Source organism: Vagococcus coleopterorum (genome assembly GCF_011303955.1).
GTDB lineage: Bacteria > Bacillota > Bacilli > Lactobacillales > Vagococcaceae > Vagococcus_D > Vagococcus_D coleopterorum.
The window spans coordinates 208,763-220,918 of the sequence record NZ_CP049886.1 but is presented as its reverse complement, the minus strand read 5'-3'; the positions used below and the strand labels follow the sequence as shown (position 1 = coordinate 220,918).

Below are 12,156 nucleotides of genomic sequence, written 5' to 3'. Positions count from 1 at the left end.
TAGATGTTTATATTTAGTGCTACTATATATAGTAGTTTAAGCTAGTCCACGTAATTGATCTGGTCTAAAACCAACAATTGAAACATTTTCATTAGCTGTTACAACTGGTACGCTACGGTAACCGTTGTCTTTTAGCCAATCTACATATTGTGGTTCGTTGTCTATGTTGACTTCGTTATAAGAAACGTTTTTATCTGTTAAAAAACGCTTAGTCATCTTACATTGAGGGCAGTTATCTTTAGTGTATAATGTGATGTTCATTGTGTCTTTACCTCCGTCTTGATTTCTATATTTAGTATACTAGCTCACACAAAAAAGTCAACACGAACACACAACATATTGTGTGTTTTTTTTATGTAATACTACAAATTGTATTTGTATGATTTTCACAAGATTGATATTTCAAGGTTTCATAGGTGTTTTCATAATCGATATTTTTTGAATTTTTTTTTTATAAAATTAAAAAATAATGTGAATGAAATAACTCGGTTAGAAAATGGCCGAACTAACTTGTTGTTAAATTTATTTACTGCCAATCAAACACTATATATAGTAGGAAGTGATTTGAAAAATCATTGCGAAACAGTCTGGAAAGTGCTAAAATAAAGGCGTAGTCGGGTTGTTAGCTCAGTTGGTAGAGCAACGGACTCTTAATCCGTGGGTCGAGGGTTCGAACCCCCCACAACCCATGGGTGCCAAACCCACGAGGCAGGTCAAATGTTGGTGCGCAAGCATTTAGAAAACGATTGGCGCTGTCTCTTTTTGTACGAGCATCTAGATTGTAATAATTATAATTAAGGGGTATAATAGGGTTATAGATGAAGAAGGAGGAAATTATTATGGCATATGAAAAAACACAAGTCGTTTTAAATCAAGCGGTGGCGGATTTAAGTCAATTTTCAGTAATGATTCATCAAACACACTGGTACATGAGAGGGGAAGAGTTCTTAACCCTACATCCAAAAATGGATGAATTCATGGATGGCATTAACGATCAATTAGATGAGGTGGCCGAACGCTTAATCACTATTGGGGGAGCGCCATTCTCAACATTAAAAGAATTTGCTGAAGAAACTAAACTGGTCGAAAAACCAGGGACATATAAAACAGACATGACAACTCGCATGGAAGAGTTAGTTGCAGGATACCGTTACTTACAAGGGTTATATGCCCAAGGTATTGAAATCGCAGGTGAAGAAGGCGATAACGTAACAGAAGATATGTTTATCGACTTTAAAGGAACGGTGGAAAAACAAATCTGGATGTTAACAGCGAAGTTAGGTCAAGCGCCTAATATCTAGAATAATAATTAAGTGAACAGAAAAGAACATTGGTGTTTATCCAATGTTCTTTTTGTTTTATTGTTAAAAATAAGTTAAACTGTTTTTTATGTTGATTTTATGATTTAGAAAGTAGGAGATTAGGTTTGAAACAAATGATGACAAAAGATCGCTGGATGGATTTAGGCTATTTAATGGTAGGATCACTATTTTTAGCGTTAGCGATTAATTTAGTATTAAGTCCGAATCAATTAGTAGCTGGTGGCGCGAACGGTTTAGCTATTATTTTAGAAAAGAAATTTCATTCGAGCTTAGCGCTGACTTTATATGCGATTAATATTCCTTTATTAATTTTGAGTTTTGTGGCACTTGGTAAAGAAGTTGGGATGAAAACAATTTTAGGTAGTTTGATTTATCCGTTCTTTGTAGGGCTAACAAGTTTCTTACCGCCATTAACGAGTGATCCAATTCTATCAAGTATCTTTGGAGGTGTCTTGGCAGGCCTAGGATTAGGTTTAGTTTTTAGAGGGAATGCTTCAACAGGGGGAACGGCGACAATTGCCCAAGTCATTAATAAGTTTGCTAAAATCCCTTTAGGTATTGCAGTATTTTTAATTGATGGCATTATAATTTTAAGTGCGGGATTCGTATTTAATTTCGACAAAGTTTTATTCGCCTTAATTTGTTTATTTGTGATTAGTCGAGTAATTGATTTAGTTCAAGTAGGTGGTAAACCATCGAAAAATATTTTAATTATTTCCGATAAAATGACAGAAGTTGAAGCAGCCTTATTAAGTAAAATGGAAGTCGGTGTCACTAGAATTCCGATTACTGGTGGCTTTGATAAAAATGAAAAAGAGATGCTGATGTGTGTTATTCCAGAAAATAAATACCATGCAGTTAGTGAATGTGTCTTAGAAATTGATAGTACGAGTTTCTTAACAGTGATGCCAGCCCAAGAAGTTTTAGGACGTGGCTTCAGCCTTGCAAGATAAAATAGAATAAAGAAAAAAACAGCTAACTTAGTTAGCTGTTTTTATTTTTAAAAATTTAGGTTTCCATAAGACTACAATAATCAAAGTGATAAATGTGACAATGCCGTAGATACTGTATGGAATAACTTTGAAAACAGAGATATTAGCAGCACTGGCAATCACAAGTAAAGCAGCACTGTTCGGTAAAAATGCTTGTAAAGCAGCAGAACTCATATCTAGAATTGAAGCAACCCAGTTACGGTCAAGGTTGTTACGTTCACTGATTTTGTTAGCGATTGGTCCAGCAACTAAAACAGTAACAGTATTGATTGTGATACATGCCATAACGATGGTGCTCAATAGTAAAATGCCGAACTCAGTGCTCTTAGTTGATTTGAAGTTTTTATCAAACTTAGCTACTAAGTAATCAACGCCACCGAAAGCTTCCATCAAGCCACTTAAGCCACTCATTAAAATAGCAATGATAGCAATATCTTCCATCGAAATCATACCTTGACTCATAACACCTAAAGAATCGATAAAGTTAAAGTCACCTTGGAAGAACCCGATACACCAAGCTGAGATAATACCAATAATTAATGAAGCAATAATATTTAGACGAGTTAATGATAAAACAATAATTAAAACATAAGGTAAAATTTTCAACCATTCAATAGCATCAGTGGTTCCTGTGTAATCAGTCGTATTCATTGTTAATAGGAATAATGCTACTAATGTGATGATAAATCCAGGTACGACTAATTTGATGTTCATCATAAATTTTTCTTTAGTATTTGCTTTTTGAGTTTGGACAGCTGCAATAGTACTGTCTGAGATATTTGATAAGTTATCCCCAAACATTGCTCCCCCTAAAACAGTTGCAATGCAAAGTCCTAGTGGTAAACCAGCTTGTTCACTTAACATCATACCAATAGGAGTTAGTGCAGCAATTGTCGCCATACAACTACCAATTGATAATGAGACGAAACTTGTAATGATAAATAAACCTGGCGCTAGTAAACTAGCAGGTAAATAATGCAGACCAGCGTTGACAGTTGCTTCAATTGATCCCATTTCTTTTGCTAATCCAGTAAAGATTCCAGCTAATAAGAAAATTAAAACCATTTGAATCACGGTGTGGTTACCAGCACTTTTACAAAAAGTTGTTAACTTATCATCGAACTTCATTTTTGGAAATAAAATAATAGATAATAGCACACTAACGAAGAACGCTAAGTTAAACGGTAAGTTCATCACACTTCCTGTGCCAATGCCTACCGCTACAAATAAAATTAAAAATGTTGCCATGGGTAACAATCCAACGATACTACCTTTTTCTAAATCTTTTTTCATAAATCCTCCACCTTTCAAATGATAATTATGTGATAAAAATCACAAAAAGTAAAGTGGTTTTCTGATGCAAGCTGATAAAAAATGCTAAAAATTTGTGAAATGCTAGTTGTTTATTAAGTAGCACACGATGACAAGAGGCTTGAAATAAAGAAGAATGATTGACTTATCACGGTTTTGGGCGTAGAATTATTTGTTCAACGAGATAAAAGTAGGAGGCTATAAAATGTCAGAAAAACAAGAATGGCAGATGGAACAAGACCATCTATCAATGGTTTATGATAAGTTGCTGGAAATGGAACGCCGTGTTTACAATGATTCCGAAGAAGCCGATGAAGACTCTCGTTTATTCTTACGTAATTTGTCAGAAGATGTCCGGATGAACGGTGCTTCTGCAGCAGATAGTTTTGAATCCTTAATTCAGGTGGAGCAAAAAAACCAAGAATTGGCACAATTAAACTACAAGCGTGAGTGGCTAGAAAAACAAAAAAATGTTATTAAACAGTTATTAGATGGCCCGTACTTCGCTAAGTTGGATGTTAAATATCCAGAAGAAACAGAAGCGGATCAATTTTATATTGGGGTAGCCGGGTTTAGTGATGAAAATCATGAACAATATGTCTATGATTGGCGTTCACCGATTGCTAATTTATATTATGAAAATAGCTTAGGTGAAACAAGTTATGATGCTCCTATGGGAAAAGTTGCGGTTGATTTACAAAAGCGTCGCCAGTTAAAATTAACTAAAAATAAATTATTGGATTTCTTTGATACAAGTACAGCGATTGAAGATCCGATGCTGTTGGAAGTTTTGAACGAAGAATCGTCAGTGAAGTTACAAGATATTACGAGTACGATTCAAAAAGAACAAAATGCGATTATTCGTGACACAAAAAGCGATGTTCTAATCGTAGAAGGAATTGCTGGTAGTGGTAAAACGTCCACTGTTTTACAACGAATTGCGTTCTTGTTATACCGTTATAAGGATGATTTACAACCTGAACAAGTGTTATTACTTTCTCCAAATCCGATGTTCAGTCGTTATATTGAAGAAGTTTTACCAAGCTTAGGGGAGAAAAATCCGCGTCAAATGACTTATCGTGATTTAATGCGGACTCGTGGTCGTGATACAAAAATTGAAGAATTAGATGCACAATTAGAGAATGTATCTGTTTTAAATTCACTAGATAATATGTTTGCGATTGAAGAGTATGTATCAGAATTAGATGTTCATCTGATTGATTTTAAGGATATCAAGCTAGAAGCTGAAATGATTATTTCAGCAAAATGGATGCGCCAAACGGTAGAGTCATTACCGCAAGACATCGAGCTTTACCGTAAACTAGCTTTCTTACAAGAAAAGATGCAAGAAGCCTTAGCTAAGTTTATTAAAACAGAGGCTAAGAAACCAAAATGGCGTAATGAATTAGAAAACTTGAGCAATGAGGAATACAATCATTTATTTGCTAAAATTAAAAAAGGGACGGAAGATGAGCAGATTGAAAAAGTTGTCTTAAAAGTCGTGCAACATCACTACAATCCGGTTCGTCAATACATTGCTAACTATAGTTGGTTAGATATGGAAAGCCATTACTTATTAGCGACAGGCTTGCCACTACAAACACCAATGACGTTAGATCAAGCGACAGAATTTGCTTATTTAAATCACTTAGTTATCCGTAATCATGCCCAGCAAAAAACAAAATTTGTTATTTTGGATGAAGTTCAAGATTACACGGAAGCGCAGCTTTATTTCTTAGCAAAAGTCTATGGGGATGCTAACTTCACCTTAGTTGGTGATGGTTATCAAGCTATCTTTGCACAAGGAACAACCTTTACTCGTGTTGAAGAGTTATTTCAAGGGCCGAACCGTCAAGTAACCTCAGTGAAATTGCTGAAATCTTATCGTTCGAGCGGTCCAATCAGCCACTTTATGAAACATTTATTAGGTGGGGATCAAAGTGGTGTGGAAGTGATTGATCGACCAGGTAAAGATCCTGAATTGACAGCTTTAGCAACACAAGAGGAGTATGTATCTTATTTACAAGAGCGGTTAACCCAATTACAAGAAGGCTATCGCCAAGTTATTTTAACAAAAGATAGTCAGGAAGCTCGTGAACTTTACAAAGTGCTAGGGGAACCGCAGCAAGTCAGCTTGATTGCTGATTCAAGTAAGTTGGATTTAAGCCATCAACAATTTGTGATGCCTGTTCATTTGGCAAAAGGCCTAGAGTTTGATAGCGTAATTGTTCATAACGTCTCTCAAAAACGTTTTAAAACACAACACGATTTAAACTTGTTATATACTGCAAGTTCACGCGCAATGCATGAACTATACTTACCTTATATTGAAAATGTTTCCGAATTTATCGAAAAATAAAACAAGACACTTAGGTGTCTTGTTTTTGTTATAATGAATATAATGGGGTGATAAAATGTACTATATGGAAACATTTCAAGTTATGAACGAAGAACTGATAGGCATTGCATCAGATTTTGGTTTAGTTTTCCTTGGAACAAGGAGCGCTGGGGAAGCTTTTGTAAAAAAACATCAAATAAATAAAATTATTAATAAAGAAAATCAAATATTCCAAGAGTTAAACGAGTGGTTAGACGCTTATGAAAAACAAGAACCTAGGCCACGCCTGTTTAAATTAGAACTAATGCAGGAAGTTACAATTTTTCAAAAAGAAGTTTGGCGTGCAATGGAAGAAATTCCTTATGGAGCATCTTGTTCTTATCAAGATATTGCTAAGAAAATTAAAAATCCAAGAGCGGTTCAAGCTGTTGGGACGGCAATCGGTAAAAATCCGTGGTTGTTATTAGTTCCTTGTCACCGTGTTCTAAGAAAAACTGATGAGATCGGTGGTTTTTCAGCTGTGCTGGACTTAAAAAGAAAATTGTTAGCTCACGAAAAGATCAACTTTGTTGAAAATATCGGCGACAGATAAAAGAAAATGACAGAATTTTACTCATTATATAGTAGAAAGATGTGTCAAAAGTTTTCACTTGAGATAAAATAGGGTATAATAGTCAAGTACAGCTTGTGATTCTATTTCAGAAGGAACAAGGGGAGGAAAAATAAATGAAAAAAATTCTAGTGGTTGATGACGAAAAGCCAATCTCAGATATAGTTAAATTTAATTTGACGAAAGAAGGCTACGAAGTCTTTACGGCTTATGATGGTGAGGAAGCTTTAGAACAAGTGACTGAAGTTGAACCTGATTTGGTTTTATTAGACTTGATGTTGCCAAAAATTGATGGCTTAGAAGTTTGTCGTGAAATCCGTAAAAACTATGACATGCCAATTATCATGGTCACAGCTAAAGATTCGGAAATTGACAAGGTCCTAGGTTTAGAATTAGGGGCCGATGATTATGTGACTAAACCATTCTCAAACCGTGAATTAGTTGCTCGTGTCAAAGCTAACTTGCGTCGTCAAGGTTCTTTAGGTTCTAAAGAAGAAGCTAGCACTCAATCCAACGAACTTGAAATTGGGGCGTTAACTATCCACCCAGATGCGTATTCAGTTTCTAAGCGTGGTGAAAAAATCGAATTAACACATCGTGAATTTGAATTATTACACTACTTAGCGAAGCATCTAGGGCAAGTCATGACACGTGAACATTTGTTGCAAACTGTTTGGGGCTATGACTATTTTGGAGACGTTCGAACAGTAGATGTAACAGTTCGTCGATTACGTGAAAAAATTGAGGATAATCCAAGTCATCCAGGCTGGTTAGTAACCCGTCGAGGAGTAGGATATTACTTGAAAAATCCTGACCAAGATTAGGAGTATAAGAGATGGGAAAAAAGATTAAGTTTTTCCAATCTGTTCATTTTAAAATAGCCATGGTGTTTGTCCTGCTGCTACTAATTTCAGTGGAAATCATCGGGGCTATTTTTATACGTGAATTGGAAAAAAATACAATTACATCATTTGAAGATACCATGAATTCACAAGTTGAATTGTTGGCAGCTAATTTAAGCGGTGAGCTATCCGCCAATGAAGCTGAAAGCGATGCAGCGTTGAAGCGCATGGTTATTAGTTTTGCTAAAAATGACATCTTTGAAGTTCGTGTGGTAGATGATAAAGGGATTGTTCGTGCGACCAGTGATGTGAACCAGCAATCAGTAATTGGACAAAAAAATGATATTGCAGCATTGAATGACTTCACTGAGAAACGTCATGAAGAAGAGGATAAAGATTCAGGTCGACGCGTTTATATCAATGTTCAGCAAATTAAATCACAAACCGGCGATGCCGTCATTGGTGGGCTGTATGTGAAGAGTGATATTGAAAGTCGCTACAACGAAGTCAGTGATACAGCGATGATTTTCTTTACTGCTTCGATGATCGCCATGGCGATCTCGTTAGGTGTGGCGATGCTCGTTGCTAGAACGATTACAAAGCCTATTGGAGAAATGCAACAACAAGCTCAAAGAGTGGCGCAGGGTGACTATTCAGGTGTGCTAGAAGTGCATGGTCAAGATGAACTAGGACAACTTGCTCAGACATTTAACGAGTTATCTGTTCGAGTAGAAGATTCTCAAGAAACGTTAGAGGCTGAACGCCACCGTTTAGATAGTGTCTTGTCACATATGACAGATGGTGTGATTGCCACAGATCGTCGCGGAAAAGTTATTATTATTAATGACAAGGCGACGATGTTACTAGGATCTCCTGAAGAAAATAGTGTTGGAAAGTCAATCTTAGACTTATTAGGTATTCAAGAGGATTATACATTACGTGAATTACTAGAAGGTCATTCTGAAAAAATGATTACGATTGATAATTTAAAAGATGAACAAACAGTATTACAAGCTGACTTTGCCATGATTCGTCGTGAGTCGGGATTCATTAGTGGTTTAGTTTGTGTCTTGCATGATGTCACAGAACAAGAAAAAAATGAACGTGAGCGTCGTGAGTTTGTATCCAATGTATCTCATGAATTAAGAACGCCGTTAACAAGTATGCGAAGTTATTTAGAAGCTTTAGCTGACGGGGCATGGGAAGACCCTAAAATTGCTCCCAAATTCTTAAATGTTTCGCTAGTAGAAGCGGATCGCATGATTAAGATGATTAATGATTTGCTAAACCTTTCAAGAATGGACTCACAACGTAGTCCACTAGAGTTAGAGTTGGTGAATTTAAATGAATTAGTAAATTACGTGATTGAACGCTTTGAAATGATGATTAAAAGCGAAAATCGCAATTATACGATTAAAAAAGAATTTACACAGCGCAGTATTTGGTTAGATATCGACCCAGATAAAATCATTCAAGTGTTAGATAACTTAATGAATAACGCACTGAAGTATTCTCCTGATGGTGGTCAAATTACGTGTCGTCTATTAGAAACGCATAATAATGTCATTATTAGCATTAGTGATCAAGGAATGGGTATTCCTAAAAAAGATGTGCGTCGCGTCTTTGATCGTTTCTTCCGTGTAGATAAAGCACGCTCACGTGCAATGGGTGGTTCTGGTTTGGGACTAGCTATTTCTAAAGAGGTGATTACCGATCATGGTGGAACTATCTGGGCAGAAAGTGTCGAAGGTAAAGGCTCAACGTTCTACGTGTCATTACCATATGAAGAAATCGAAGGAGATGAGTGGGACTAATGAAACTTATGGAAAAAATCATACGTGTTAGCCTAGTTCTAATGATTCTACTAAGTCTTTTCCTAACTTGGAAAATTTGGAATAACTCCGGTAATAAGCAGGTAGCTAAACGTCAAACGAGTAATACAGAGCAATCGAGTTCGGCCAAACACCCAACTGATATATTTCTACCTGTAAAACTAGTTTATCAAGATCAAGATGGTAAACACTTGTATACAAATAAGGAAAGAGAAATTCAAGAGTTAAGTCGCCTGTTGGTGAAAGATGTTATCGGTAAGAAAACAGAGTTACTTGATGGCAAAAAGATCGAATTAGTAGACCGTAAAAATTCTTTCGATTTATCAATGTCAGATGACTTATCTTTATTATATTTTCTAAAAATGAATGAGATGCCGATTCCTAACGAGTTAGATAATAAATTAACGTTTCGTAGAATTGCTGTTTCCTTAGAGGACAAAGAAGTTGCCTTTTTAGACGAAGACAACCATGTTATTTATGAATTACCTTTATCAGATGATAGTTCGCAATATGAAAAAATTTTGAAGAATGAGAAGAACAACTATATTGAAGTGAATCATGATGACAGTATTTTACCTGTGTATTATGAGTTTTCTAAACCGATAAATTTACCGAAATATAGTTACATTTTAGCGACACAGTCATATAGCCTCTTTTCGCAAGCCTTTTTCTTAGAAACAGATGAACTAGTATCAAACAACGATGATCCAACAGATCGGGATGTAAATCTAGCCAGTCCTGCTGGAAATACGTTTAACGTTAAGTACGATACAGGTGAAATCAGTTATAATGGCTTACTTGGAAAAGAAGTAGACTCGGCATATGGCACAGAAACATTTGTAGAAGATAGTTTCTTTTTTGTGAAAAATATTGGAAATTCATTTGGGACATTGCGGTATTTTGAAGGGACAGAAGAAGCTGTTACATATCGTAATTATGTAGAAGGTTACCCGGTCTTTAGTGATGATACCAAAGGGCGGTTAGAATTCACTAAAAAAGATAAGGGCTTGCATATTGAAACAAACCAAGAAACAATCCAAGTGCCGATTCCATCAAAAGAAGAGGTAACCTTATCAACGACTAAAGAGGCAGTGATGTTATTAAATAACTATGGTATTGCCCAAAAAGACATTCAGGGGTTGCAAATTGGCTATACTTGGTTGAGTAATCAAGAAACCAAACAAGTTGTTGATTTGACACCAGAATGGTATGTTAAGACAAATGACGTCTGGGAAAGTATCGAACAAGTGATTGAACGAGTGACAAAGGGGGGAGAATAATGGATTTTAAACGAATTGAAATTATTTTCTTATGTGCCTTTTTAACGTTAAATATTTTCTTGTTAACAACCTTTAAACAAGGGAATGGAAAAGATGCGCAACGTCAAATGAACAGCCAATCAACAATAGAATCACGTTTGAAAAAGGATAAAATAACGTATCAGCAAGACTTTTCCGAACGGAAACATGGCGGCTACTATTTGAGTGGTGAAACGACTTACTTTAAAAAAGATAATGAAACTCTAGATGTTAAAGTTGGTGAAAGTGGACCAGGTAAATTACCCGTTTCAGATGATCCAAAAAAAGATATCGAGATCTTTTTAAAAAATAATAATCGTGTGACAAATTTTGAAGACTATCAATATTATTTAAAAGCAGCCTCGACACCTGAAAGAAAGATTATGGCTCAAGGTTTTGAAGAAGTCCCATTCTTTGATGAAACCGCTATGCTGGAAATGGAAGTAACAGAAGCGGACAAGTCATATCATTCTTTTGGCAAGTTTACTCAAAGCCATATTGATAATATTGAACCGCTGCGTGAAAAGCAAGAAGCAGTCAGTGAAAAAGAAGCGATTGAAACACTTTATATCGCAAATAAAATTCCGTATGAAGGTAAAATTAAAGAAACGTTACTAGGCTACTCTAAAATTTTTACCGTTCGTGGAAAGAATGTTTACATTCCGACATGGTTCGTTTGGCTGGAAGATGAGAAAAAGAATTCCCGTGTTGAACGGGTCAATGCCTTTGCTAATACGGTTTTCACAGCTAACATTTCAGATGTAAAAGAATCAGAATAAAAGGAGGTGGCAAGACGTGGAAAACGAAAATGGATTTAAAGTCAGTGTTCTTGCCAGTGGGAGCTCTGGAAATTCACTTTATGTTGAGACAAAAGAAAAGAAACTACTAGTCGATGCTGGCTTAAGCGGCAAGAAAATCACTAGTCTATTAGGTGAAATTAACCGCAAACCTGAAGATTTAGATGCTATTTTAGTCACACATGAACATAAAGATCATATTCATGGCGTGGGTGTTTTATCTCGTAAGTATGGGATTGATGTCTTTGCTAATGATAAAACATGGCAAGCGATGGCTAATAATATTGGTGAGATTAAGGCTGAACATAAACATCATTTTGATTTAGGTAAGCGCCTAACGTTTGGCGATATCGATGTGGAGAGTTTTGGGGTTTCCCATGATGCTGCAGAGCCGCAGTTTTATACTTTTCAAAAAGACAATAAATCATTTGTGGTCTTAACCGATACCGGCTATTGTAGCGAAAATGTTCGCGGGGTTATCCGTAATGCAGATGGCTATTTAATTGAAAGTAACCATGATCTAGGTATGTTGCGAATGGGAAGTTACCCGTGGAGCTTGAAACAACGTATTCTAGGTGACAAAGGTCATATGTCGAATGAAGATGGAGCCTTGGTTGCAGCAGATGTCTTAGGCGATAAAACTAAACGCATTTATTTAGGTCATTTAAGCCGTGAGAATAACTTGAAAGAAATTGCTCACATGACAATGGAAAACACCTTGTATGAGAAAAATCTAGGAGTTGGGCATGAATTTATGATTTATGACACCGATCCTGATCAAGCGACAGAATTATTTAGAATATAAAAAAGACTT

Annotated in this window: 11 protein-coding genes and 1 tRNA gene; 10 read left to right on the top strand and 2 right to left on the bottom strand. The window is 36.0% G+C overall.

Translation table 11 applies throughout. The features are described from left to right. Window positions 1-36: 36 nt before the first annotated feature. Window positions 37-261 (bottom strand): glutaredoxin-like protein NrdH, encoded by a 225-nt coding sequence (gene nrdH, locus G7081_RS01055; protein WP_166006604.1) that lies wholly within the window; start codon window positions 259-261, stop codon window positions 37-39. Window positions 262-616: 355 nt separating this feature from the next. Here nrdH and G7081_RS01050 point away from each other — a divergent pair. The 3 genes from G7081_RS01050 (at window position 617) to G7081_RS01040 (ending at window position 2,275) form a co-directional block, all read left to right on the top strand. Next, a tRNA-Lys gene (locus G7081_RS01050) sits at window positions 617-689 on the top strand. A gap of 150 nt (window positions 690-839) precedes the next feature. Further along, the gene (locus G7081_RS01045; protein WP_166006602.1) at window positions 840-1,301 is read left to right on the top strand and encodes a Dps family protein; all 462 of its coding nucleotides are present in this window, start codon (window positions 840-842) and stop codon (window positions 1,299-1,301) included. 125 nt (window positions 1,302-1,426) lie between these two features. After that, the gene (locus tag G7081_RS01040) at window positions 1,427-2,275 is read left to right on the top strand and encodes a YitT family protein (RefSeq protein ID WP_420824505.1); all 849 of its coding nucleotides are present in this window, start codon (window positions 1,427-1,429) and stop codon (window positions 2,273-2,275) included. Between the two features lie 27 nt (window positions 2,276-2,302). Here the strand turns inward: G7081_RS01040 and G7081_RS01035 are convergent, their stop codons facing one another. Then, window positions 2,303-3,607 (bottom strand): Na+/H+ antiporter NhaC family protein, encoded by a 1,305-nt coding sequence (locus G7081_RS01035; RefSeq protein ID WP_166006600.1) that lies wholly within the window; start codon window positions 3,605-3,607, stop codon window positions 2,303-2,305. 223 nt (window positions 3,608-3,830) lie between these two features. Between G7081_RS01035 and G7081_RS01030 the strand changes: the two genes are divergently transcribed. The 7 genes from G7081_RS01030 (at window position 3,831) to G7081_RS01000 (ending at window position 12,147) form a co-directional block, all read left to right on the top strand. Next, window positions 3,831-5,984: a HelD family protein gene (locus tag G7081_RS01030; RefSeq protein ID WP_166006598.1), complete on the top strand. Its 2,154-nt coding sequence runs from the start codon at window positions 3,831-3,833 to the stop codon at window positions 5,982-5,984. 55 nt (window positions 5,985-6,039) lie between these two features. Continuing rightward, a complete protein-coding gene (locus G7081_RS07695) occupies window positions 6,040-6,555 on the top strand; it encodes a methylated-DNA--[protein]-cysteine S-methyltransferase (protein ID WP_166006596.1) in 516 nt (171 codons plus the stop codon). 134 nt (window positions 6,556-6,689) lie between these two features. Further along, entirely contained in the window at window positions 6,690-7,397 is a 708-nt protein-coding gene (gene yycF / locus G7081_RS01020) for a response regulator YycF (protein ID WP_166006594.1), read from the top strand. Window positions 7,398-7,408: 11 nt separating this feature from the next. Continuing rightward, window positions 7,409-9,229: a cell wall metabolism sensor histidine kinase WalK gene (walK, locus tag G7081_RS01015; RefSeq protein WP_166006592.1), complete on the top strand. Its 1,821-nt coding sequence runs from the start codon at window positions 7,409-7,411 to the stop codon at window positions 9,227-9,229. Next, entirely contained in the window at window positions 9,229-10,527 is a 1,299-nt protein-coding gene (locus tag G7081_RS01010; protein WP_238786645.1) for a YycH family regulatory protein, read from the top strand. Before walK ends, G7081_RS01010 begins: the two co-directional genes overlap by 1 nt. Beyond that, window positions 10,527-11,324 carry a two-component system regulatory protein YycI gene (gene yycI, locus G7081_RS01005; protein WP_166006588.1) on the top strand — a complete coding sequence of 266 codons (798 nt, stop codon included), beginning with the start codon at window positions 10,527-10,529 and terminating at the stop codon, window positions 11,322-11,324. Before G7081_RS01010 ends, yycI begins: the two co-directional genes overlap by 1 nt. A 16-nt stretch (window positions 11,325-11,340) precedes the next feature. After that, the gene (locus tag G7081_RS01000; RefSeq protein WP_166006586.1) at window positions 11,341-12,147 is read left to right on the top strand and encodes an MBL fold metallo-hydrolase; all 807 of its coding nucleotides are present in this window, start codon (window positions 11,341-11,343) and stop codon (window positions 12,145-12,147) included. Window positions 12,148-12,156: the final 9 nt, after the last annotated feature.

Excerpts from the sequence above, each read along its gene's own strand:
- yycI (WP_166006588.1), top strand. The coding sequence starts at position 10,527 with ATGGATTTTAAACGAATTGAAATTATTTTCTTATGTGCCTTTTTAACG.
- yycF (WP_166006594.1), top strand. The coding sequence starts at position 6,690 with ATGAAAAAAATTCTAGTGGTTGATGACGAAAAGCCAATCTCAGATATA.
- nrdH (WP_166006604.1), bottom strand. The coding sequence starts at position 261 with ATGAACATCACATTATACACTAAAGATAACTGCCCTCAATGTAAGATG.
- G7081_RS01045 (WP_166006602.1), top strand. The coding sequence starts at position 840 with ATGGCATATGAAAAAACACAAGTCGTTTTAAATCAAGCGGTGGCGGAT.
- walK (WP_166006592.1), top strand. The coding sequence starts at position 7,409 with ATGGGAAAAAAGATTAAGTTTTTCCAATCTGTTCATTTTAAAATAGCC.
- G7081_RS01010 (WP_238786645.1), top strand. The coding sequence starts at position 9,229 with ATGAAACTTATGGAAAAAATCATACGTGTTAGCCTAGTTCTAATGATT.
- G7081_RS01035 (WP_166006600.1), bottom strand. The coding sequence starts at position 3,607 with ATGAAAAAAGATTTAGAAAAAGGTAGTATCGTTGGATTGTTACCCATG.
- G7081_RS01030 (WP_166006598.1), top strand. The coding sequence starts at position 3,831 with ATGTCAGAAAAACAAGAATGGCAGATGGAACAAGACCATCTATCAATG.
- G7081_RS07695 (WP_166006596.1), top strand. The coding sequence starts at position 6,040 with ATGTACTATATGGAAACATTTCAAGTTATGAACGAAGAACTGATAGGC.